At 73.1% G+C, this 21,685-nt stretch carries 20 protein-coding genes; 9 read left to right on the top strand and 11 right to left on the bottom strand.

What is annotated here, in order from left to right; all coding sequences use genetic code 11:
* Positions 1-16: 16 nt before the first annotated feature.
* From ACFCY1_RS10395 to ACFCY1_RS10385, 3 genes are all read right to left on the bottom strand, one after another.
* Positions 17-1,921 (bottom strand): SpoIIE family protein phosphatase, encoded by a 1,905-nt coding sequence (locus ACFCY1_RS10395; protein ID WP_375874166.1) that lies wholly within the window; start codon positions 1,919-1,921, stop codon positions 17-19.
* Positions 1,922-2,004: 83 nt separating this feature from the next.
* On the bottom strand, positions 2,005-2,676 hold the full coding sequence (locus tag ACFCY1_RS10390) for a class I SAM-dependent methyltransferase (RefSeq protein ID WP_234348376.1): 672 nt from the start codon (positions 2,674-2,676) through the stop codon (positions 2,005-2,007).
* Positions 2,677-3,249: 573 nt separating this feature from the next.
* Positions 3,250-6,204 (bottom strand): BTAD domain-containing putative transcriptional regulator, encoded by a 2,955-nt coding sequence (locus ACFCY1_RS10385; protein ID WP_049651713.1) that lies wholly within the window; start codon positions 6,202-6,204, stop codon positions 3,250-3,252.
* 214 nt (positions 6,205-6,418) lie between these two features.
* On the opposite strand from ACFCY1_RS10385, the gene ACFCY1_RS10380 reads away from it, so the two are divergent.
* Positions 6,419-6,703, top strand: a complete 285-nt coding sequence (locus tag ACFCY1_RS10380; RefSeq protein ID WP_117489375.1) for a hypothetical protein — start codon at positions 6,419-6,421, stop codon at positions 6,701-6,703.
* A gap of 253 nt (positions 6,704-6,956) precedes the next feature.
* On the opposite strand, the gene ACFCY1_RS10375 is transcribed toward ACFCY1_RS10380, so the two are convergent.
* Entirely contained in the window at positions 6,957-7,160 is a 204-nt protein-coding gene (locus ACFCY1_RS10375; protein WP_049651715.1) for a hypothetical protein, read from the bottom strand.
* Positions 7,161-7,297: 137 nt separating this feature from the next.
* On the opposite strand from ACFCY1_RS10375, the gene ACFCY1_RS10370 reads away from it, so the two are divergent.
* The gene (locus tag ACFCY1_RS10370) at positions 7,298-8,056 is read left to right on the top strand and encodes a GntR family transcriptional regulator (RefSeq protein ID WP_049651716.1); all 759 of its coding nucleotides are present in this window, start codon (positions 7,298-7,300) and stop codon (positions 8,054-8,056) included.
* A 103-nt stretch (positions 8,057-8,159) separates the two neighbouring features.
* On the opposite strand, the gene ACFCY1_RS10365 is transcribed toward ACFCY1_RS10370, so the two are convergent.
* Complete coding sequence (locus tag ACFCY1_RS10365; RefSeq protein WP_049651719.1) at positions 8,160-9,827, bottom strand: fumarate hydratase; 1,668 nt, start codon at positions 9,825-9,827, stop codon at positions 8,160-8,162.
* 146 nt (positions 9,828-9,973) lie between these two features.
* Here ACFCY1_RS10365 and ACFCY1_RS10360 point away from each other — a divergent pair, with 146 nt between their 5' ends.
* The gene (locus ACFCY1_RS10360) at positions 9,974-10,744 is read left to right on the top strand and encodes a DUF1707 domain-containing protein (RefSeq protein WP_375874165.1); all 771 of its coding nucleotides are present in this window, start codon (positions 9,974-9,976) and stop codon (positions 10,742-10,744) included.
* Positions 10,745-11,060: 316 nt separating this feature from the next.
* The gene (locus tag ACFCY1_RS10355; protein WP_049651731.1) at positions 11,061-11,438 is read left to right on the top strand and encodes a WhiB family transcriptional regulator; all 378 of its coding nucleotides are present in this window, start codon (positions 11,061-11,063) and stop codon (positions 11,436-11,438) included.
* Positions 11,439-11,569: 131 nt separating this feature from the next.
* Here the strand turns inward: ACFCY1_RS10355 and glpX are convergent, their stop codons facing one another.
* Positions 11,570-12,610, bottom strand: a complete 1,041-nt coding sequence (glpX, locus tag ACFCY1_RS10350) for a class II fructose-bisphosphatase (protein WP_049651720.1) — start codon at positions 12,608-12,610, stop codon at positions 11,570-11,572.
* Positions 12,611-12,825: 215 nt separating this feature from the next.
* On the opposite strand from glpX, the gene ACFCY1_RS10345 reads away from it, so the two are divergent.
* Positions 12,826-13,362, top strand: coding sequence for a DUF4245 domain-containing protein (locus ACFCY1_RS10345; protein ID WP_310593165.1), 537 nt, complete (start codon positions 12,826-12,828; stop codon positions 13,360-13,362).
* Between the two features lie 105 nt (positions 13,363-13,467).
* On the opposite strand, the gene ACFCY1_RS10340 is transcribed toward ACFCY1_RS10345, so the two are convergent.
* From ACFCY1_RS10340 to ACFCY1_RS10325, 4 genes are all read right to left on the bottom strand, one after another.
* Complete coding sequence (locus tag ACFCY1_RS10340) at positions 13,468-14,070, bottom strand: malonic semialdehyde reductase (protein ID WP_049651722.1); 603 nt, start codon at positions 14,068-14,070, stop codon at positions 13,468-13,470.
* Between the two features lie 110 nt (positions 14,071-14,180).
* Positions 14,181-14,438, bottom strand: coding sequence for an exodeoxyribonuclease VII small subunit (locus tag ACFCY1_RS10335; RefSeq protein WP_049651723.1), 258 nt, complete (start codon positions 14,436-14,438; stop codon positions 14,181-14,183).
* 32 nt (positions 14,439-14,470) lie between these two features.
* A complete protein-coding gene (xseA, locus tag ACFCY1_RS10330) occupies positions 14,471-15,685 on the bottom strand; it encodes an exodeoxyribonuclease VII large subunit (RefSeq protein WP_375874164.1) in 1,215 nt (404 codons plus the stop codon).
* 99 nt (positions 15,686-15,784) lie between these two features.
* Positions 15,785-17,161, bottom strand: coding sequence for an APC family permease (locus ACFCY1_RS10325; RefSeq protein WP_375874163.1), 1,377 nt, complete (start codon positions 17,159-17,161; stop codon positions 15,785-15,787).
* Between the two features lie 120 nt (positions 17,162-17,281).
* On the opposite strand from ACFCY1_RS10325, the gene ACFCY1_RS10320 reads away from it, so the two are divergent.
* Together ACFCY1_RS10320 and ppgK are read left to right on the top strand one after the other, a co-directional pair.
* Positions 17,282-18,256 (top strand): 4-hydroxy-3-methylbut-2-enyl diphosphate reductase, encoded by a 975-nt coding sequence (locus tag ACFCY1_RS10320; protein WP_049651726.1) that lies wholly within the window; start codon positions 17,282-17,284, stop codon positions 18,254-18,256.
* Positions 18,257-18,404: 148 nt separating this feature from the next.
* Positions 18,405-19,151 (top strand): polyphosphate--glucose phosphotransferase, encoded by a 747-nt coding sequence (ppgK, locus tag ACFCY1_RS10315; protein WP_074001336.1) that lies wholly within the window; start codon positions 18,405-18,407, stop codon positions 19,149-19,151.
* 24 nt (positions 19,152-19,175) lie between these two features.
* Here the strand turns inward: ppgK and ACFCY1_RS10310 are convergent, their stop codons facing one another.
* Positions 19,176-19,817, bottom strand: coding sequence for a DUF6542 domain-containing protein (locus ACFCY1_RS10310; protein ID WP_074001337.1), 642 nt, complete (start codon positions 19,815-19,817; stop codon positions 19,176-19,178).
* 188 nt (positions 19,818-20,005) lie between these two features.
* Here ACFCY1_RS10310 and ACFCY1_RS10305 point away from each other — a divergent pair, with 188 nt between their 5' ends.
* Together ACFCY1_RS10305 and ychF are read left to right on the top strand one after the other, a co-directional pair.
* Positions 20,006-20,395, top strand: coding sequence for a VOC family protein (locus tag ACFCY1_RS10305; RefSeq protein ID WP_375874162.1), 390 nt, complete (start codon positions 20,006-20,008; stop codon positions 20,393-20,395).
* 84 nt (positions 20,396-20,479) lie between these two features.
* Positions 20,480-21,553 carry a redox-regulated ATPase YchF gene (gene ychF / locus ACFCY1_RS10300; protein WP_049658400.1) on the top strand — a complete coding sequence of 358 codons (1,074 nt, stop codon included), beginning with the start codon at positions 20,480-20,482 and terminating at the stop codon, positions 21,551-21,553.
* The last annotated feature ends 132 nt before the right edge of the window (positions 21,554-21,685 follow it).

Raw genomic sequence — 21,685 nt, 5'->3', positions numbered from 1 at the left:
TTCCCGCCGGGCGCCGTCAGGTCTGGACGGGCAGCCGCTGCTCGAACCAGACCACCTTGCCGGTGCCCAGCCTGGTCGCGCCCCAGCGGTCCGCGCACCGGGCGACTATCTGCAGCCCGCGCCCGCGTTCGTCCTCCGGCCCGGTGCGGCGCGGGCGCGGCAGCAGCGGGCTGTCGTCGCCGACCTCGCAGCGCAGCCGGGTGGTGCGCACCAGGCTCAGGGTGACCGGCCGGGTCGCGTGCTGGACGGCGTTGGTCACCAGCTCGCTGACCATCAGCTCGGTCGCCTCGCTGAGCTCGTCCAGCCCCCAGCGGCGCAGCGTGTGCGCGGCCAGCCGGCGGGCCCGGCCCGGCGTCTCGTTGCGCGGCTGGAGGTACCAGTGCGCGACGTCCCCGGCCGGGATGCCGTCGAAGCAGGCGCCGAGCAGCGCGATGTCGTCGCCCCGGTCGCCGGGCGGCAGGATCCGCAGCGCCTCCTGGCACAGCTGCTCGGGGGACTGCCAGCGGGCGGCGGCGATCCGGGCGCGCAGCACCTCCAGGCCGTCGCTGATCGGGCGGGTGCGGGTCTCCACCAGGCCGTCGGTGAACAGCAGCAGCGCCGAGCCGGGCGGCGCGGGCAGTTCGACGGAGTTGAAGTCCACCCCGCCGACGCCGATCGGCGCCCCGGAGTCCAGCTCGACCAGCTCGGCGGTGCCGTCCGGGCGGACCAGCACCGGCGGGACGTGCCCGGCGTTGGCCATCACCACCCGGTTGGCGATCGGGTCGTACACCGCGTAGACGCAGGTGGCCAGGTGCTGTTCGCGGCCGAGCCGCTGGGCCTGCTCGTCCAGGTGGTAGAGCACCTCGTGCGGCGGCAGGTCGAGGGCGGCCAGGGTCTGGGCGCTGGTGCGCAGCTGGCCCATGATGGCGGCCGAGGTGAGCGAGTGGCCCATCACGTCGCCGACGATCAGGGCGACCCGGTTGCCGGGCAGCGGGACGGCGTCGTACCAGTCCCCGCCGACCTGCGCGCCGCGCTCACCGGGCAGGTAGCGCTGGGCGATCCGGACGCCGTGCGACTGCGGCAGGCGCAGCGGCAGCATGCTGCGCTGGAGCTCGTTGGCGATCTCCCACTCGCGGGCGTAGCGCAGCGCGGTGTCCACGGCCAGCCCGGCCTGGGTGGCGAGGTGCGCCGCGGTCGCGGTGTCCGCGGCGTCGAAGACCGGGCGGCCGGTGCGTTCGGGAGGGCGGCGGATCAGTATCAGCAGCCCGAGCACGGCCTTGCGGCCGCGCAGCGGCAGGGCGAGGACGGAGGTGCCGGCGGCCAGCCGGGCCACCCCGCGGGTGCCGTACAGCTCGCGCAGCAGCGTCTCGGCGCGCTCGGCGGAGGGGGTGCCGAGGACGGCGGGGTCGGCGGGGCGGCGGCTCAGCAGGGCGTGGGCGAGCGCCCCGCCGCGGGTCACCGGGGTGGCCGGGCCGCCGTCGGCGGTCGAGCGGGCGCCGTAGCGGGAGCGGCGCCGGTCGTCCATGCCGCTCGGGCGGCCGCGGCGGCCGATCCGGGTGCCGGTGCTGTGGTGTATCCGCAGCTCCTCCGGGAACCCGGGCTCGCGTTCGACGTTGGGCAGCGGGTCGCGCAGGTGGATGACGGCGGCGTCGGCGAGCGTCGGGACCAGCACCCGGCCGATGTTGCGCAGCGTCGCGGCGAGGTCGAGGGCGCTGTTGATCCGCCGGGTCGCCGAGTCGAGGTACGCCAGGCGGTCCGCCATCTCGGTGCGCTCCGGTCGTGCGCCCGTCCGTCGCGCGGCGGCCGGGGCCGCTGCCAGGGCCGGGGCCGCCGTCAGGCCCGGGGCCGGCGGTGTCGGGCCCGCTGTCGCGGCCGGGACCTGGCGGCGCTGGCCCGGGACGGCGGGCGGCTGCTCCGCCTCGGTCTTGAGCTGGTCGCGCACGGCTGCCTGTCCTGGATTCGGTGTGGTCGGTGAGCTGTTCTGTTGCGTCGGCCACGGGTGCGGCCGGTCCTGTCCCGGTTCGATCAGCCGACGCGTCGACAGCACAGGAACAGCTGTTCCTCCGGCGGCAGCGAGGTACTGGCCGGTGCGTACGGATGCCCCGAGCACTCCTCGACGGCGAAGCCGGCCGAGACCAGAACCCGCTCCAGATCCTCCCTCAGATACCCACTGATCCGCAGCTCTCTGCCAAGGAACGGAAGCGGAACGTGATCCAGGTCCGCCTCGACCATACCGAGCGCCAGCAGTCCGGCCGGCCGCAGGAGTTCGCGCAGCTGCCCCAGCACGGTCGGGATCTCGTCCTGCGGCAGCAGGATCAGCGAGAAGAACGCGGTGATCGCGGCGAAGCGGCCCCGGCCCTCCGACCCCAGGTCGGGGGCGTTCCAGACCCGGTCCGCCCGCTCGGTGGCCAGATCGTACAGGTCGATCCGATGGAACACTGGCGCAAACCCGCCCGGGAAGACGGTCCGCCGGGCCAGCGTGAGCATCCCGTCGGAGAGGTCCGCGCCGGTCACCCGCAGACCGGCCGCGGCCAGCTGGCGGACGGTCGGGTCACCGGTGCCGCAGCCGACGTCCAGCACCCGGGCGCCCGGTTCGAGCTCGGCGAGCAGCCGCCGGCCGCAGGCCAGCTGGCCGTCCTTGGCCGGGAAGGCCTCGCCGTACCCGGCGCCGATGGTGTCGAAGGCGACCGCCTGCAGCGCCCGTGCTGCCCGCCGCCGCCGTACCTCGGGCTCGTCGTCGCCGGCGTCCTCGCCGACGGGGAACGGGTCGGATATCTGTCCGGTCGTCACGTTGCGAGGCACCCTTCCACCCGTGGCCTCCGGTGGCTCCTCCGCGGCCCCGGGGGCCGCTGCCGGTGGCGGTACGTCACGCTCTCCGCACCACACGGACGGACTGCACCCCGACGCGTTTCCGGCCGACACTCGTGTGCGTACTGGCATCTGAGAATATGCGTGATCACTGCGCCATGGGGTCCGTTTCCGGCCAACTCGCCGTGCTTGGGCCGTTGTGGCCCGGGTTGCGGAAGCACGAGGGTGCGGACGGGGTTGTGCGCGCGGCCCCGCACGCCGGACGATGCGCCCAGGGAAGGTCGATGACCTGCGGTTTTGTCCATCCGCGGGCTGACTATCGGACGTTTATCGAACGTCAATCGGCGCGGTGCACAGTGGAGTCCAGCGCCGGGGAAGCGTTGAGGGCGCTCCCGCAGCCGGGGGGCTGCGGGGGCGCCGACGCGCGGAACGGGGGAGGTTGTCCGTGGGGGAGCGGAAGCCTTACGGCGCGGGGGGAGAGAAGGGCTCGGTGTGCTGCTGGGAGATGAGGTCCGCCACGGGGGAGGCCTCAGGCACACCGAGCCGTGTGAAGATCGCATGGGCCTCTTGGAGGCAGGCGAGTCCACGAGCCGGCTGGGCGAGCGCCAACAGGGCCTCGCCCAGTGCGGCGTTCGCCAGGCCCTGGCAGTAGGCGGAGTCCATCTCCTGCCCGAGCGCCAGTGACTCGCCGGCCGCCGAGGCCGCCTCGGCGTGCTGGTCGGCGACGAGCAGGGCGGAGGCCAGCCGGGCCAAGGTGAAGCCCTCCCAGAGGGGGTTCTGCTGCGACCGGTAGAGCCGGTGCGCCTCCCGCAGGTGCGGGACGGCCTCGCCGCCGGCGAGCACCACGCCCAGCTGATAGAGGGTCTGGGCGAGCAGCGGGCCGCTGTTGGACTGCCGCGCGGCGGCGACGCCCTCGCCGGCCGACCGGATCGCCGTCTCGGTCATGCCGAGCCGGTGCTGCACCCGGGCCATGTTGCTGACGACCCGGGCCTCCAGGATCGGCGCGGCCACGGCCCGGCTGGTGGCACGGGCCTGTTCGAGGAACTGCAGGGCCTCGGCCGGCCGGTTGCCGAGGTTCAGGATCACGCCCAGCATGTTGGCCGTGGCCAGCAGCAGGAAGGTCGGCTCGTCCGGGGCCTGGTGCTCCAGGCTCCGGCGGAAGGACTGCTCGGACCCCTGGAAGTCGCTGGTGACGGACTGCAGGGTGCCGAGGGCGACGTGGACCCGGGCGAGCGCGGCGCGGTCGCCGCAGCGCTCCGCCTCGCCGCCGATGGTCTCCAGGATCTGCCGCCCCTGAGGGCCGTGGGTGGGGTCCGGGCCGAGACCGTACAAGAGGATCATCAGGTCCATCGCCGCGTGCCGTGAGGCGCGGGGGCCGTCCGCCGCCGCGGCCGCGGCGCTGAGCAGCAGGGCGCCCTCGGTCCGGAGCCAGTCCTGGGCGGAGCCGCTGGTCGGCAGGCCGATCCCGGCCGAGACGGGGGTGGTGAGCAGCTCGGGCAGCGGGTCGTCCGGCTCGATGAGCTGGGTCGCGGTGCGGAGGGTCGGGATCAGCAGGTCGAGCAGCCGTCGGACGGCGCGCTCCTGCTCCTCGGTGTCGCCGATCCGCTCGTTCTGCCGCTGGGCGTAGAGCCGGAGCAGGTCGTGGTACCGGTAGCGGCCGGGCGTGAAGCACTCCAGCATGTTCGCCTCGACCAGCGCCTCGGCGAGGTCCTCGGCGGTGTACTCGTCCACCCCGAGCAGCGCGGCGGCGGACGCCAGCGGGATGTCGGGGGAGTCGATCAGGGCGAGCAGCCGAAAGGCGCGGGCCTCGGGCACGGACAGCTGTCCGTACCCGAGCCCGATGGTGGTCTCGACGGCGAGGTTGCCGAGCTGGAGCTCGTCCAGGCGACGGCGCTGGTCGGCTAACCGACTGGCCAGGTCGGAGACGCTCCACCGCGGCCGGCTGGCCAGCCGGGCGGCGGCGATGCGGACCGCCAGCGGCAGGAAGCCGCAGGCGGTGACGACCGCCATGGCCGCCTCCGGCTCGGCGGCGACCCGCTGCTCCCCGACGATGGCCGAGAACAGCGCCAGCGCCTCCTGCGGGGTCAGCTCCTCGACGTCGAACAGCTGGGCGCCGGGGATGCCGGCCAGCCGGGACCGGCTGGTGGCGAGCACCGCGCAGCCGGAGACCCCGGGGATGAGCGGTCGGATCTGGTCGGCGTCGCGCGCGTTGTCCAGCAGGATCAGCATCCGCCGGCTGGCGAGCAGCGAGCGGTAGAGGGCGGCGCGCTGCTCCAGCGAGTCGGGGCTCTCGGTGACGCCGAGCGCGTGCAGGAAGTCGCCCAGGACGCCCACCGGGTCGGCGGGCGAGGCACCGGCTCCGCGCAGGTCGACGTACAGCTGCCCGTCCGGGAACTCGGCGCGGACGCGGTGGGCGACGTGCACGGCGAGGGTGGTCTTGCCGACCCCGCCGATCCCGGCCAGCGAGGTCACCACCACGGCCTGGCCGGTGGCGTTCATCAGGACCGTCGAGAGGTCGCCCACCAGCTCGGTGCGACCGCTGAAGTCCGAGACGTCCGCCGGGAGTTGGGCCGGAGGCGCGGCCGGACCCTCCTCGCGGGCGGCCGGAGCGGACACCGCGGGAGGGGCCAGGTCGGGATCGGCGGCGAGGATGCGGGTGTGCATCGCGGACAGCCCCGCGCCGGGTTCGACCCCGAGCTCCTCGATCAGCAGCTTGCGGGTGTCGGTGTAGACGCCGAGCGCCTCGGCCTGGCGGCCGCAGCGGTACAGCGCCAGCATCAGCAGTTCGCGCAGTCGTTCGCGCAGCGGGTGCTCGGCCGTCAGGTTGTTGAGCTCGCCGACGATCTCGGCGTGCAGGCCGATGTCGAGCGCGGCGGCGCACAGCTCCTCCGCGGCGGCCACCTGGCGTTCGGCCAGCCGGAGCCGCTGGGCGTCGGCGTAGGGGCCCGGGATGCCGGTGAGCGGACGGCCGCTGAACAGGTCCAGCGCCCGCACCAGGAGACGGTGCGCCTCGCGCTTGTCGCCGGCGGTCCGGGCAGCCGCGGCCTCGCCGGCGAGCCGCTCGAAGACCGTCAGGTCGAGGGCCTCGCCCGGGATGCGCAGCGCGTAGCCGTCGGCGACCGAGACCAGCAGCTCGGCGGGCCGGCGCACCTCGCGCCGGGGCTCGATGACGGAGCGCAGGCGGGAGACGTACGTGCGCAGCGCCGCCACCGCCTGGGCCGGGGGCCGCTCGCCCCAGAGCGCGTTCACGAGGTCCTGGGTGGTGACCGGGCGTCCGGAGTGCAGCAGGAGCGTGGTCAGAACGGCTTGTTGCTGGGGGGATCCGAGGGACAGGGGTTTCCCGTCGAGCCAGGCCTGGACCGGACCGAGGACTTGGAAGCGCAGCGCAGGGTTCTGCGGCGTCTCCAGAAACTCCATGAAGTCCCCCGATGGCCTGTGGTGTCGATTCCGTGAAAGGGCGCTCGGCGGTCCGCCGCGGTGGTTCAGCTTAGGCGGACGCCCGACTCTGCCGGACGGTGCCGCAAGCCGCACGATGTTTATCGGACATTTAATCAACCCTACGATACTGTCCGCGCGCCCGTGCCACAGAGGTCGGGCTGAAGACAATTGATGACCGAAAGGCGGCCTCCCAATGGCCAACGACCAGAGCGAGACCCCGGCGCCGTCCACGCCCGAGAACGCGGCGAAGACCGAGGCCCCGGCCGCCGCTGTGGAGGCGGGCAAGGCTGTGGAGGGCGCGGTGACCGCGTCCTCGAACCCGACCGAGTACACGGCGCCGACCGACGCGGAGAAGGACGCGTTCGAGAACGCCGCCTTCGGTGACGAGGGCCAGTACATCGAGGAGCCCGACCACCGGGCCGGTGGCAAGCCGGGCGGCCCGTACGAGCCGGAGACCCTCGTCGGCGGCCACCCGTAAGCCGTTCCGACCGTGCGCCCCCGTGCCCCCGTCCGGGCGCGGGGGCGCTGTTGGTTATGCGCGCGCCAATTCGTGTGCGGGTGCATCGCGGTGGCCGATTCCCGCCCATGGTGCACGCATGGTGACCGGCGTTATCCGTAACGTGCCCGGCGTCGGGCGCCGCGCGTTCCGGAATTCCGGATTCACCAGGGGGATTGCCCGGTCCTGATTGTTGTGGTTTGCGTGGATTTTTCCGCAATTCCCGATGCCGATCTCAATCAGCCGAATCGCGGGTCTCGGGGGCGGGGGCGACGTGGTGCGGTTCCGCGGCCCATTCCCGGCCGCCGCCCTCGGGGCGCAGGTAGTGCTCGCCGCCGATGGTGTCCATGTAGATGCCGGTGCGTCCGGTCCTCCGGTCGAGGACGAGTTCACCCACGTGGGGCCGGTAGGCCGGGGCGTTGCGCTGTCGGGTGCTCACCGTGCTGCTCCTCGCTCTGGTCGGCGACTGGCCAGCATCTCTAGAGAAGCTAATATCTCTAGAGATGTCAACGGTCGTATCTCCTTACCGGCGACCGCGGGCACGCCTACGATTTGTCCCAGGCAGAGGGAGCGGCGATGACCGGCAGCAATGGCGACAAGCAGCCCAAGTACCAGCGGATCGCCGAAGCGCTGAAGGAGGCCATCGACACCGGCCGGTACCGCGCGGGCGACCGCCTGCCCGGCGAGAACGACCTCATGGACGAGTACGGCGTGGCCCGGATGACCGCCCGCCAGGCGCTGGGCGTGCTGCAGAGCGAGGGCATCGCCGAGGCGCGCCGCGGCGCCGGGGTGTTCGTCCGGGACTTCCGGCCGCTGCGCCGGCGCGGCATCCAACGGCTGGCGCAGGGGCAGTGGGGGTCCGGCCGGTCGATATGGTCGGCGGACATCGACAACCGCAGCCTGGTGGTCGACCAGGTGTCCGTCACCGAGCGGGGCGCACCCGAGCACGTGGCCCGGGTGCTCGGGGTCGACCCGGGCGCCCCGATGTGCGTGCGGCACCGCCGCTTCGTCCTGGACGGCAAGCCGGTGCTGCTCTCGACCTCCTACCTGCCCGCCGTGCTGGTCTCCGGCACCGCCATCACCCGCGAGGACACCGGCCCCGGCGGCACCTACGCCCGGCTCGCCGAGATCGGCGCCAAGCCCGTGCACTTCCGCGAGGAGGTCCGCTCCCGGATGCCCGGCGCCGACGAGTCCGCCCGCCTGGAGCTGTCCGCCGGCACCCCGGTCATCCTGATCTGCCGCACCGCCTTCGCCGACGAGGGCCAGGTCGTCGAACTCAACGAGATGATCCTGGACGCCGCCTCCTACGTCCTGGAGTACGACTTCGACGCCTGAGCGCCGCCGGCAGGAGCGCGGGGGCGGCGCCGGGAACGCCACCGCCCCGGGCGCGGGGCGGCCGGGGCGGTTCGGGGGCGTGCGGGGTTGGTCCCGCGCGGGGTTACTCCTTGGAGCGGACGCGCAGGCTGGTGATCAGCGGGCCCTCGGTGGTCTCGCGGAAGAAGTCGTTGCCCTTGTCGTCGACGACGATGAAGGCCGGGAAGTCCTCGACCTCGATGCGCCAGACCGCCTCCATGCCGAGCTCGGCGTACTCCAGCACCTCGACCTTCTTGATGCAGTCCTGGGCGAGGCGGGCGGCCGGGCCGCCGATCGAGCCGAGGTAGAAGCCGCCGTGCTGGGCGCAGGCGTCGGTGACCTGCTTGCTGCGGTTGCCCTTGGCGAGCATGACCATCGAGCCGCCGGCCGCCTGGAACTGGTCGACGTAGGAGTCCATCCGGCCGGCCGTGGTGGGGCCGAAGGAGCCGGAGGCGTAGCCCTCGGGGGTCTTGGCCGGGCCCGCGTAGTAGACCGGGTGGTCCTGGAGGTACTTGGGCATGCCCTGGCCGGCGTCCAGGCGCTCCTTGATCTTGGCGTGGGCGATGTCGCGGGCGACCACCAGGGTGCCGGTGAGCGAGAGCCGGGTCTTCACCGGGTACTTGGAGAGTTCGGCGCGGATCGCGGACATCGGCTGGTCGAGGTCGACGCGCACCACGTCGTCGTCCAGGTGCTCGTCGGTGGTGTCCGGCAGGTACTTCGCCGGGTCGGTCTCCAGCTGCTCCAGGAAGACGCCCTCGGCGGTGATCTTGCCGAGCGCCTGGCGGTCGGCGGAGCAGGAGACCGCCATCGCGACCGGCAGCGAGGCGCCGTGGCGGGGCAGGCGGACCACGCGCACGTCGTGGCAGAAGTACTTGCCGCCGAACTGGGCGCCGATGCCGATCTTCTGGGTCAGCTCGGTGACCTTGGCCTCCAGCTCCAGGTCGCGGAAGCCGTGGCCGGTCTTGGCGTCGCCCGAGGTCGGCAGGTTGTCCAGGTAGTGCGCCGAGGCGTACTTGGCGGTCTTCAGCGCGAACTCGGCGCTGGTGCCGCCGATCACGATGGCCAGGTGGTACGGCGGGCAGGCCGCGGTGCCCAGCGAGCGGATCTTCTGCTCCAGGAACGAGAGCATGCTCGCCTCGTTCAGGATGGCCTTGGTCTCCTGGTACAGGTACGACTTGTTGGCGGAGCCGCCGCCCTTGGCCATGAACAGGAACTTGTACGCGTCGCCGTCGGTGGCGTACAGCTCGATCTGGGCCGGCAGGTTGTTGCCGGTGTTCTTCTCGTCCCACATGGTCACCGGGGCCATCTGGGAGTACCGCAGGTTGAGCTTGGTGTAGGCGTCGTACACGCCGCGCGCGATGGCGGAGTCGTCGCCGCCGGAGGTCAGCACGTTCTGGCCGCGCTTGCCCATGACGATCGCGGTGCCGGTGTCCTGGCACATCGGGAGGATGCCGCCGGCCGAGATGTTGACGTTCTTCAGCAGGTCGAGCGCGACGAAGCGGTCGTTGGGGCTGGCCTCCGGGTCGTCCAGGATGCGGCGCAGCTGGGCGAGGTGGGCGGGGCGCAGGTAGTGCGAGATGTCGTGCATCGCCTCGGCCGTCAGCAGCCGCAGCGCCTCGGGCTCGACCTGGAGGAAGGTGCGACCGCCGGCCTCGAAGGTGGAGACGCCCTCGGAGGTGAGCTTGCGGTACGGGGTCGGGTCAGCGCCCAGGGGGAGCAGGTCGCTGTACTCGAAGTCTGGCGTGGGAGCCATCGGGGCGGTCCTTAGGGGTCCAGTGGTGCGGCTGCGTCGGCGAAGCACCATCCAGGGTAGGACCCGCCGGGAGTCGGCATGCGGACAGGGCAGCCTTGCGTGACCGGGCTCACTCGCGCAGGAGTGCGAGCGACTAGGCTGACCCCGTGGACAACTCGCCGTCGCACGACGATTCGGGGCAGCCGCCGGTGCCGGCGCCCGTACCGATGACCAAACCCGAACCCAAGTCAGAGAGCAGACCCGAACTCAGGCCCGAGGCCGGGGCCGCGGCGCGGCCGCACGCGCCGGTCGCGGAGGCGGAGCTGCGCGTCTCCGACGCCGACCGCGAGAAGGTCGCGGAGCTGCTGCGCGACGCCTACGCCGAGGGGCGCCTGGACGCGGACGAGCACGCCGAGCGGATCGAGGCCGCGTACGCCTCGAAGACCTTCGGCGACCTCGCGCCGCTGACCCGGGACCTGCCGGCCCGCCCGCTGTCCTTCGAGAAGCAGCCGTTGAGCGCCCCGCAGGGGCCGCCGCCGCAGCAGCCGGCGCGCCAGGAGGCCCCGACGGTGGTGGCGATCTTCGGCGGCGCGTCCCGCAAGGGCCGCTGGCGGGTGGGCTCGCACCTGAGCGCCTTCACCGCGTTCGGTGGTGTGGACATCGACCTGAGCGACGCCGTGTTCGAGTCCCCCGAGGTGGAGATCACGGTGACGGCGATCTTCGGCGGGGTCCAGATCCGGGTCCCGGAGAACGTGAGCCTCCAGGGGTCCGGCATCGGCATCTTCGGCGGTTTCGACGTCCGCGAGCAGACCGCGGCGGACCCGTACGCTCCGGTTGTCCGGGTCAAGGGCCTTGCGCTGTTCGGCGGTTGCGAGGCCAAGCCGCGCCGCGGCAAGAAGCTGAAGGAGTGGGTGCGCCGTCAACTCGGCACCGACTGACCGTCGTTGACCTGCACAGTGCCCGGCCGGGAGCCAACTCCCGGCCGGGCACTCGGCGTTGCGGCCAGTGCTCTGCGTAGTCGATTGCGTGCAGTGTGCATGAATCGCGGCCGAGCGGGGTAGTTCCTTCCGCACATCGCTTCTTGGACGGCTGCGCACCGGAGGCGGCCGAGCGGCCGTGCCGGGGTTGGACAGCGGGGGCTCGCAGCCGGCGGGGGAGCGAGGGGTCCCCGTGTCCGAGAGCCTCGTCAGGAGTACGGCCGTGCTGCATCCGATCGAGTCCCGCACCACCTCGCCAGTCGCCGCCGCGCAGGTCCTGGAGCGCCGCCCCGGCGTCCGGCCGCAGCCGCAGCCCCCGGGCGGCCCGGCGGGTTCCCCCGCGGGCGAGGACAATCCCTGGCACACCGGTGCCGCGTGTCGGCGGGACGAGGTGGGGCTGTTCTTCGCGCCCTCCAAGGAGCCGACGGCGGCCCGGCTGTCGCGCGAGGAGCAGGCCAAGCAGGTCTGCGCCCGCTGCCCGGTGCTGCTGGAGTGCCGCGAGCACGCGCTGGCCCAGCCGGAGCCGTACGGGGTCTGGGGCGGGCTGACGGCCGCCGAGCGGCGGGTGGTGCTGGCCCGGCGCCGCCGCCGGGACGCGGAGCTGCGCGAGGCGGCCCGGGTGACGGCGGCCGGTCGGCGCCGGATAGCCGGGTGAGGGCGGGCCCGAGAGCGGGAGGACGGTGCGCCGCGGCCCCGGCGGAGGGGGATTCCGCCGGGGCCGCGAAGCGCGTCGCCGTGGGGCCCGGCAGGCGGTAGCCCGGTCTGCCGGGCTACCGCCGACCGGGCTCAGTTGGCGCGGTCGAAGTCGATCGCGCTGTACGCCCGCAGCTTCGAGAGCTTGTGGGTGGAGTTGATCTCGCGGATGGTGCCGCTCTTGGAGCGCATCACCAGCGAGCTGGTGGTGGCGGTCTCCGAGCGGTAGTGCACGCCGCGCAGCAGCTCGCCGTCGGTGATGCCGGTGGCGACGAAGAACACGTTCTCGCCGCTGACCAGGTCGTCCGTGGTGAGCACCCGGTCCAGGTCGTGGCCGGCGTCCAGGGCCTTCTGCCGCTCGGCGTCGTCCTTGGGCCACAGCCGGCCCTGGATCACGCCGCCCATGCACTTCATCGCGCAGGCCGCGATGATGCCCTCCGGGGTGCCGCCGACGCCCATCAGCAGGTCGACGCCGGTGCCCTCGCGGGCGGCCATGATGGCGCCGGCCACGTCGCCGTCCGAGATGAACTTGATCCGGGCGCCCGCCTCGCGGATCTCCCGGACCAGGCCGTCGTGGCGCGGGCGGTCGAGCACCACGACGGTGACGTCCTCGACGGCGCTGCCCTTGGCCTTGGCGACCCGGCGGATGTTGACCGCCGCCGGGGCGGTGATGTCGACGAACTCGGCCGCCTCCGGTCCGGCCACCAGCTTGTCCATGTAGAACACGGCGCTGGGGTCGAACATGGTGCCGCGGTCGGCGACGGCCAGCACGGCCACCGCGTTGTTCATGCCCTTGGCGGTCAGCGTGGTGCCGTCCACCGGGTCGACCGCGACGTCGCACTCGGCGCCGGTGCCGTCGCCGACCCGCTCGCCGTTGTAGAGCATCGGGGCTTCGTCCTTCTCGCCCTCGCCGATGACGACGACGCCGTTCATCGAGACGGTCGAGACGAGGGTGCGCATCGCCTTCACGGCGGCGCCGTCCGCGCCGTTCTTGTCACCCCGGCCGACCCACCGGCCGGCGGCCATCGCGGCCGCCTCGGTGACCCGGACGAGTTCGAGCGCGAGGTTCCGGTCCGGAGCCTCGGGCGCGACCTCCAGGGCACTGGGAAGCTGGTGCGGGTACTGCGTGGACATCGTCGTTACCTCTCTGTACGCGACGACCAGTGAGCGCCCGACTACTGCCAGGTCGAACGCCGTGGTGAGGGTATTGCGATCGTATCTGCCCACGAGATGACTGTCTGTGGCGCGGGTCGCTGCTCTGTGGCGGAAAACGCCTGTTCATCCCGTTTCACCCGGACGTGAATACCCCTGGTGACCGCCCCGGGATGTGGATGAGTCACCATGTGGGGGTGGCAGCAGACAACAAGGGCATGAGGGGCCGGCAGACCGTACGGGACATGGTCCTGTCGATGCTGGTGGTCGGTTTCGTCGTCTGGATCGGGTACCTGTTCCTCCCGCACGACGCCAACGGCGACCCGGTGCACGAGGTCGCGTACAAGGTGGAGACCTCCACCGCCAGGCGTGCGGCGCCGTACCCGGTGCTCTCCCCGGAGGGGCTGTCCGACAAGTGGCGGGCCACCTCGGTCAGCTACAAGCCGGCCGACCAGAACAACGGCAGGGGCAACGCCTGGCACCTGGGCTTCGTGACCCCCTCCGGCCAGTACGCGGCGGTCGAGCAGAGCGACGTGCCGCGCGACTCCCTGCTGGCCGCCTACGTGACGGGCGCCAAGCCGGACGGCACCGCCGAGGTGGCCGGCCGCGCCTGGGAGCGCGTGCAGGGCGAGAAGGCCCGCGCGCTGACCGTGCAGACCGGCCCCGGGACCACCCTGCTCACCGGCACCGCCTCCTACGAGGAGCTGGCCGAACTGGCGCAGGCGCTCAAGTAGCCCGCCCCCGCTCCACCCCGCCCGGCACGCGCCGGAGCACCCTGGACGACGCCGAAGGGCCCCGCACCGGACGAACCGGTGCGGGGCCCTTGCGCGCGGGGCGGATCAGACGGTGGTGACGACCTCGTCGTAGGCCAGGCGCGGCGAACGCGGGAACCAGGCGTCGTCGCCCGGCTTGCCGATGTTGACCACGGCCAGCACCGAGTGCTCGCCGTCGCCGAAGAACTCCTTGTTGATGCCCTCGGCGTCGTAGCCGGTCATCGGGCCGGCGGCCAGGCCGGCGGCGCGCACGCCGATGATGAAGTACGCGGCCTGCAGGGCGCCGTTCAGCGTGGCGGACTGCTCACGGACGCTGCGCTCCGAGAAGAAGACGTCCTTGGCCTGCGGGAAGTGCGGGAACTGGGTCGGCAGCTCCTCGTGGAACTCGTTGTCCGCGGCGAGGACGGCGACCAGCGGGGCGGCGGCGGTCTTGGCCTTGTTGCCGTCCGCGAGGTGCTGGACGAGGCGCTCGCGGCCCTCGGCCGAGCGGACCAGGACGACGCGCAGCGGCTGCTGGTTGAAGGCGGTCGGGCCGTACTTGACCAGCTCGTAGATGGCCTGGACCTGCTCCTCGGTGACCGGCTCGTCGGTGAAGGTGTTCGCGGTGCGGGCCTCGCGGAACAGCAGGTCCTGGGCGGCGGCGTCGAGTACCAGGGCGTCGGTGGTCATGCTTCTGCACCTCATGCGAAAGGGGGTTCGTCGGTATGATCGGCCGCAGCCGGTCACTTCATCCAACATAGGTGAAGTTTCAACGATTCCCCAAGCGAATGTGACCTGCCTCACTCCCCGCCCGGGCCCGCGCCCTCCTCGGCGGCCAGGGCGGCGTCCAGCCGGGCCCGGGCGCCGTCCAGCCAGCGCTGGCACACCTTCGCCAGCTGCTCGCCGCGCTCCCACAGGGCCAGCGACTCCTCCAGCGACGTCCCGCCGTTCTCCAGCTGCCGGACGACGTCCAGCAGCGCGTCCCGGGCGTGCTCGTAGCCCAGCGCGTCGTCCGGGTTCGGCGCCGCCGCGTCCTGCTGCTCCTGCTGCTCTGCCATGCGTGCCAGCGTAGGGGGTGCGGGTGACAGCGTCAGCCTCCGTCGGCCGCCGTGACGTCGAAGCCGCCGCCCGCCACCCGGGCGTGCAGCCCCTCGCCGGGCGCGACCTGCGCCGGGTCGGTCACCACCGTGCCGTCCGCCCGCTGGAGCACCGCGTAGCCGCGCTCCAGGGTGGCCGCCGGGGAGAGCGCCACCACCCGGGCCAGGGTGTGGCCGAGGTCGCTCTGCGCGTGGTCCAGCCGGTGCCGCAGGGTGCGCCGGGCCCGCTCCAGCAGGCCGTCCACCTCCTGCCCGCGCCCGTCCAGCATCCGGTGCGGGGCGGCCAGCGCCGGGCGGCTGCGCACCCCGTCCAGTCCGTGCTGCTCGCGGTCGACCCGGGACAGCACGTGCCGGCGGGCGCGGTCGCGCAGCTGACGGACCTTGGCCAGTTCCTCGCCGACGTCCGGAACCACCCGTTTGGCCGCATCGGTCGGGGTGGAGGCGCGCAGGTCGGCCACGAAGTCCAGCAGCGGCTGGTCCGGCTCGTGCCCGATCGCGCTCACCACCGGCGTACGGGCGGCCGCGACCAGCCGCACCAGCCCCTCGTCCGAGAACGGCAGCAGGTCCTCCACGCTGCCGCCGCCCCGGGCCACGATGATCACGTCCACCTCGGGGTGCTCGTCCAGCTCCCGCACCGCCGCGCTCACCCGCTCCACCGCGCTGACCCCCTGCACCGGGACGTTGCGCACCTCGAAGCGGACAGCCGGCCAGCGCCGCCGGGCGTTCTCCAGCACGTCCCGCTCGGCGGCCGAGCCGCGCCCGGTGACCAGCCCGACGCACTGCGGCAGGAACGGCAGCGGCCGCTTGCGCTCGGCCGCGAACAGGCCCTCCCCGGCGAGCCGCCGCTTCAGCTGCTCCAGCCGGGCCAGCAGCTCGCCGAGGCCCACCGGGCGGATCTCCGAGGCGCGCAGCGACAGCTGCCCGCGCGCCGCGTACCACTCCGGCTTGGCGTGCACGACGACCCGCGCGCCCTCCTGCACCACCTCCGCGACCTGGTCGAACACCGAGCGGAAGCAGGTCACCGTGAGCGACACGTCGGCCTGCGGGTCGCGCAGGGTCAGGAACACCACGCCCGCGCCGGGGCGCCGGCTGAGCTGGGTGATCTGCCCCTCCACCCAGACCGCGCCGAGCCGGTCGACCCAGCCGCCGATCAGCGCGGAGACCTTGCCGACCGGGAGCGGCGCTTCGGGGGAGCTGGTGTTGGCCATGCGTACGAGGCTAGCGGCGCGGGCCGACACGGCCGAGACCGCGTCGCCGCGGGTCGGTACGGCCGAGGCCGCGCCCGGCCCGGCGCGGCCCGACGGCGGTCACCGGGGAAGCCGGGGCGGCCGGCGCCCGTCGGCCCCGCCGCGGGCGGCGCCCTGGACGGCGAGCACCACCAGGCCGACCGCCAGCCAGACCAGCCCGACGATCTGCGCGGTGGTCGAGGCCTCGTACACCACCGCCCCGATCACCGCGATCCCCAGCGCCGGGACGACCACGTGCCGCAGCCACCGCCGCGAGCCGTGCCGCACCGCGTACCAGCCGATCACCGAGGCGTGCAGCAGCGCGAAGGCGGTCAGCGCGCCCACGTTGACCACCGAGGTGAGCTGGTCCAGCCCGTCGTCCCGGTCGGCCGCCCAGACCGCCGCCGCCATCGTGATCACCGCGGCCGCCAGCAGCGCCCGGCGCGGCACCGCGCTGCCCGGGTCGACCGAGCCGAGCAGCCGCGGCAGCCGGCCCTCCCGGCCCATCGCGAAGACCAGCCGCCCGGCCGCGGCCTGCCCGGCCAGGGCCGCGAAGGCCGCGCCGATCGCCTTGCTGGCCGCCACCAGCACGTGCAGCCAGTGCCCGACGCCGCTCTCCACGGTGTCGTAGAAGGCCGAGCCCTGCGCCGCCGGGTCGGCGGCCAGCTGCTGCGGGCCCAGCGGCTCCAGCAGTGCCGCCAGGTAGGTCTGGGCGACGAACAGCACCCCGGCCAGCGCCAGGCACCAGAGCACCGCCCGGGCCACCGCCGCCGAGGCGCCGACCGCCTCCTCCACGAAGGTGGCGATGGCGTCGAAGCCCAGGTAGGAGAGCACCGCGACGGACACCGCGGAGACCACCGCGGTCATCGAGAAGGCCCCGACGGCGGTGAACGGGGTGTCCCAGCCGCGCTGGGCCCCGCCCTGGGCCAGCGCCACCACGGCCGCGGCCACGAACACCGCCAGCACCGCGATCTCCATCGCGAGCACCGCGAAGCCGACCACCGCCGCCGTCCGCACCCCGACCAGGTTGAGCGCGGTGGTCACCACCACCGCGAGCGCCGTCCAGACCCAGCGCGAGACGTCCGGCACCAGGGAGTTCAGCGCGATCCCGGAGAACAGGTAGGCCACCGCGGGGATCAGGAGGTAGTCGAGCATCGCCATCCACCCGGCGATGAAGCCCGGCCCCTCGCCCAGCCCGGCCCGGGCGTAGGCGAACACCGAGCCGGTCTGCGGTACGGCGCGCACCATCTGGGCGTACGAGGAGGCGGTGAAGCCCATCGCCACCGTCGCGGCCAGGTACACCGTGGCGACGGCGCCGTGGCTCTTGGCGTCCAGCACGCCGAAGACGCCGACCGGGGCCATCGGGGCGATGAACAGCAGTCCGTAGACCATCAGATCGCGGACGCCCAGGCTGCGGCGCAGGCCGCTCGGCGTCACCTGCTCGCTCACAGAGCTCATAGACACCATATTTTGAGTGCTGTTGACCGGGTCTGCACGGAATGTGTCCGCCGTCGGCGCGGCTTCGCGCCGGGGGCCCGGCGGGCGGGCGCCGCTCGCGGCCGCCCGTACGATGGAGCCATGTCCAAGACCGCGCAGCGCCGTGTCCTGCTCGCCGCCCCCCGGGGCTACTGCGCGGGAGTCGACCGCGCCGTGATCGCCGTGGAGAAGGCCCTGGAGCAGTACGGGGCGCCCATCTACGTCCGCAAGCAGATCGTCCACAACAAGTACGTGGTGCAGACCCTGGAGAAGAAGGGCGCGATCTTCGTCGACGAGACGGAGGAGGTGCCCGAGGGCTCGATCGTCGTCTTCTCCGCGCACGGCGTCGCCCCGGCCGTCCACGACGAGGCGCGGGCCGGCCGGCTGGCCACCATCGACGCGACCTGCCCGCTGGTCACCAAGGTGCACAAGGAGGCCGTGCGCTTCGCCGACGAGGGCTTCGACATCCTGCTGGTGGGCCACGAGGGCCACGAGGAGGTCATCGGCACCATGGGCGAGGCCCCGGACCGGATCCACCTGGTGGACGGTGCCGAGGACGTCGCCAACGTGCAGGTCAGGGACGAGTCCAAGGTCGTCTGGCTGTCCCAGACCACCCTGTCCGTGGACGAGACCATGGCCACCGTCGGCGAGCTGAAGAAGCGCTTCCCGGGGCTGGTCAGCCCGCCCAGCGACGACATCTGCTACGCCACCCAGAACCGCCAGGTCGCGGTCAAGCAGCTGGCCCCGGAGACCGACCTGCTGATCGTGGTCGGCTCCAAGAACTCCTCCAACTCCGTCCGCCTGGTCGAGGTCGGCCTGGAGTACGGCGCCAAGGCCGCCCACCTGGTGGACTTCGCCGAGGAGATCCGCGAGGAGTGGCTGGAGGGCGTCACCACGGTCGGCCTGACCAGCGGCGCCTCGGTGCCGGAGATCCTGGTCGACGGCGTGCTGGAGTTCCTGGCCACGCGCGGTTACGACACGGTCGAGACGGTCAAGACCGCTGAGGAGCACCTGACCTTCTCGCTGCCCAAGGAACTGCGCCGTGACCTGCGCGCCGAGGCGGCGGGCAAGCTCTGACCCCACCCGGAGGGCCCGGTACCCCGCGCGGGGTACCGGGCCTTCCGCTGTGCGCGCCCGGGCGCGCTCTCGTAGCTTTGTGCACAGGCTGTGGACAAGGCACCGGCCGCGGACGCCCGTCCGCGGCCGACGGCGGAGGGCGGACGTGATGACGGCGGTATTCGGCGTGGACATCGGCGGCTCGGGGATCAAGGGCGCGCCCGTCGACCTCGCCCGGGGCGTGCTCGCCGAGGAGCGCCGGAAGGTGCTCACCCCGCAGCCGTCCGCCCCCGAGGCCGTGGTCGCCGCCGTCTGCGAGGTGGTCCGCCACTTCGACCACCAGGGCCCGGTCGGGCTGACCTTCCCCGGCGTGGTCGTCGACGGTCACACCAGGACGGCCGCCAACGTGGACAAGGGCTGGATCGGCCTGGACGCGGCGGGCCTCTTCCGCCAGGCGCTCGGCATGCCCGCGACCGTCCTGAACGACGCGGACGCGGCCGGGCTGGCCGAGCTGACCCACGGCGCCGGACGGGGCGAGTCGGGCGTGGTCCTGGTGCTCACCTTCGGCACCGGCATCGGCAGCGCCCTGTTCGTGGACGGGACGCTGGTGCCCAACACCGAGCTGGGCCACCTGGAGCTGCGCGGCAAGGATGCCGAGCGCCGGGCCTCCTCGGCCGCCAAGGAGCGGCACGGGCTGGACTGGGAGCAGTGGGCCGGGCGGGTCGACGAGTACCTGGACCTGGTGGAGATGCTCTTCTCGCCGGGGCTGATCGTGATCGGTGGCGGGGTGAGCCGCAAGCACGAGAAGTTCCTGCCGCTGCTGAAGGACCGCCGGGCACGGGTGGTGCCGGCGGAGCTGCGCAACGACGCGGGCATCGTCGGGGCCGCCATGGCGGCGGCCCGGGCCGAGGGCTGAGGGGCGCTCGCGCGGCGCCGCCGCTCAGCGGGAGCGCTGGATCCGGCGCTGGGCGACGAACCGGGCGAGCACGATCAGCGCGGCCAGCCCGGTGCCGGAGAACAGCCAGCCGGCCCGCAGCGCCAGCCCGGTCGCCAGCGAGACCACCTGGGCGGTGACGCCCGGGGAGCCCACCGGTTCGAGCAGCAGCAGCGCGAGGGCGAAGGCGATCGGCCCGCTGATCGGTGCGGCCAGCAGGTCGGCGTAGCGCACCCGGACGGCGAGCTGGAAGCAGACCACCAGGTAGCCGAGGCCGAACAGCCAGCCCAGGCCGTCGAACAGCAGCCGGTCCACGCCCGCCACCGCGAGCGTCGCCAGGACGGCGACCAGCCCGGTGCCGATGGCCGTCAGCCGGGTCGGCCGGCCGGTGCGCCGCCGCCCGTACAGCGGCTCGTCGCCGCGCCCGCGCAGCGGCAGGCGCAGGCGCGGCCGGGGGGCGGCCGGGCGGGCGGCCGGGCGCGCGGCGGACGGGCCGGCCGAAGGGCGCGGGCGGGAGCCGGGGGCGGGTCCGGAGGGGGCTCCGGCGGTCTCGGGAGCCCGGCCTGGACCGGGGACGGCGGCTGCGGCCGCGCCGGTCGGCGGACGGCGTCTGGGCCCTGGCGGCTGGGTACGGATGCTCTGCTCCACCCGCCCAACGTACGGTCCGATCATCGCCACACTGTGTAATGGACCGTTCAGGTCTTGTCCCGTGTCTCCGGACGGAGTACTGATGTGATCGTCACTCAGGTCGTCACGCAGGTCGGCTGACCTGCCCGATCGAGTCGGCACACGACGACCACCGGATCCGTTCACGGGTCTCTCCACGGGGGAACAGCATGACCGATTTCACCTTCGAACGGCTCGACCACGTCCAGCTCGACATCCCGGCCGGCGCCGAGGACGAGTGCCGCGCCTTCTGGTCCGGAGTGCTCGGCATGACCGAGCTGGCGAAGCCGCCGGTGCTGGCCGCCCGCGGCGGCTGCTGGTTCCGCGGCGGCGGGGTCGAGGTGCACCTGGGCGTGGCCCCGGACTTCCGCCCGTCCCGCAAGGGGCACCCGGGCATCCTGGTCCGCTCGCTGGACGCCCTCGCCGACCGCCTCGCCGCGCACGGCCACCCGGTGACCTGGGACGACAACCTGCCCGGCCACCGGCGCTTCTACGCCGACGACAAGCTGGGCAACCGGCTGGAGTTCCTGGAGCCCCGGGCGGCGCCGACCGAGGAGTGAGGCGGAGCGGGGGCTGCCCGTAGACTTGGGGGTCGGCCCGTACGGTGCCGACCCAACTCCTCCAAGCCCACGGGACTGCGCTTCATGTCGCTCACGATCGGAATCGTCGGCCTGCCGAACGTCGGCAAGTCGACCCTGTTCAACGCCCTGACCAAGAACGACGTGCTGGCGGCCAACTACCCGTTCGCCACCATCGAGCCGAACGTCGGCGTGGTGGGCGTCCCGGACGCGCGGCTGGCCAAGCTCGCCGAGATCTTCGGCTCCCAGCGCATCCTCCCGGCCACCGTCGACTTCGTCGACATCGCCGGCATCGTGCGCGGCGCCAGCGAGGGCGAGGGCCTGGGCAACAAGTTCCTCGCCAACATCCGCGAGTCCGACGCGATCTGCCAGGTCGTGCGCGCCTTCACCGACCCGGACGTGGTGCACGTGGACGGCAAGGTGTCGCCCAAGGACGACATCGAGACCATCCACACCGAGCTGATCCTGGCCGACCTCCAGACCATCGAGAAGGTCCTGCCGCGGCTCCAGAAGGAGGCGCGCCTCAAGAAGGACACCGCCCCCGTGCTGGCCGCCGCCGAGGCCGCGCAGGCGATCCTGGAGACCGGCAAGACCCTCTTCGAGGCCGGCTTCGACACCGCCCCGATCCGCGACCTCCACCTGCTGACCGCCAAGCCCTTCCTCTACGTCTTCAACGTGGACGAGGCCGAGCTGGCCGACGAGGACTTCAAGGACGCCCAGCGCGAGCTGGTCGCCCCGGCCGAGGCGATCTTCCTGAACGCCAAGATCGAGTCCGAGCTGATCGAGCTGGACGACGCCGAGGCCCTGGAGCTGCTCCAGTCCATGGGCCAGGAGGAGCCCGGCCTCGCCACCCTCGCCCGGGTCGGCTTCAACACCCTCGGCCTCCAGACCTACCTGACGGCCGGCCCCAAGGAAACCCGCGCCTGGACCATCAAGAAGGGCGCCACCGCCCCCGAGGCCGCCGGAGTCATCCACACCGACTTCCAGAAGGGCTTCATCAAGGCCGAGGTGATCTCCTTCGCCGACCTGGTCGAGACCGGCTCCATCGCCGAGGCCCGCGCCAAGGGCAAGGCCCGCATCGAGGGCAAGGAGTACGTCATGCAGGACGGCGACGTCGTGGAGTTCCGCTTCAACGTCTGACCGGGTAGCGCAACTCCCGTACAAGGGGTCGGACTTCCAGGGGAAGTCCGACCCCTCCGGCATGTGCCCGTCCGGCTCGACGATGCCCCCGAGTGGTACGCTTTTTCGTACCACTTGCGGAAGGGGTTCCCA

This window comes from Kitasatospora sp. NPDC056273, assembly GCF_042268845.1.
Lineage (GTDB): Bacteria > Actinomycetota > Actinomycetes > Streptomycetales > Streptomycetaceae > Kitasatospora.
The sequence above is the reverse complement of the archived record's forward strand: the minus strand, read 5'-3'. Positions and strand labels throughout refer to the sequence as shown.

Coding starts and splice junctions, on each gene's coding strand:
- ACFCY1_RS10385 (WP_049651713.1), bottom strand. CDS start 6,204: ATGGAGTTTCTGGAGACGCCGCAGAACCCTGCGCTGCGCTTCCAAGTC.
- ACFCY1_RS10380 (WP_117489375.1), top strand. CDS start 6,419: ATGGCCAACGACCAGAGCGAGACCCCGGCGCCGTCCACGCCCGAGAAC.
- ACFCY1_RS10370 (WP_049651716.1), top strand. CDS start 7,298: ATGACCGGCAGCAATGGCGACAAGCAGCCCAAGTACCAGCGGATCGCC.
- ACFCY1_RS10365 (WP_049651719.1), bottom strand. CDS start 9,827: ATGGCTCCCACGCCAGACTTCGAGTACAGCGACCTGCTCCCCCTGGGC.
- glpX (WP_049651720.1), bottom strand. CDS start 12,610: ATGTCCACGCAGTACCCGCACCAGCTTCCCAGTGCCCTGGAGGTCGCG.
- ACFCY1_RS10340 (WP_049651722.1), bottom strand. CDS start 14,070: ATGACCACCGACGCCCTGGTACTCGACGCCGCCGCCCAGGACCTGCTG.
- ACFCY1_RS10335 (WP_049651723.1), bottom strand. CDS start 14,438: ATGGCAGAGCAGCAGGAGCAGCAGGACGCGGCGGCGCCGAACCCGGAC.
- xseA (WP_375874164.1), bottom strand. CDS start 15,685: ATGGCCAACACCAGCTCCCCCGAAGCGCCGCTCCCGGTCGGCAAGGTC.
- ACFCY1_RS10325 (WP_375874163.1), bottom strand. CDS start 17,161: ATGAGCTCTGTGAGCGAGCAGGTGACGCCGAGCGGCCTGCGCCGCAGC.
- ACFCY1_RS10320 (WP_049651726.1), top strand. CDS start 17,282: ATGTCCAAGACCGCGCAGCGCCGTGTCCTGCTCGCCGCCCCCCGGGGC.
- ppgK (WP_074001336.1), top strand. CDS start 18,405: ATGACGGCGGTATTCGGCGTGGACATCGGCGGCTCGGGGATCAAGGGC.
- ACFCY1_RS10305 (WP_375874162.1), top strand. CDS start 20,006: ATGACCGATTTCACCTTCGAACGGCTCGACCACGTCCAGCTCGACATC.
- ychF (WP_049658400.1), top strand. CDS start 20,480: ATGTCGCTCACGATCGGAATCGTCGGCCTGCCGAACGTCGGCAAGTCG.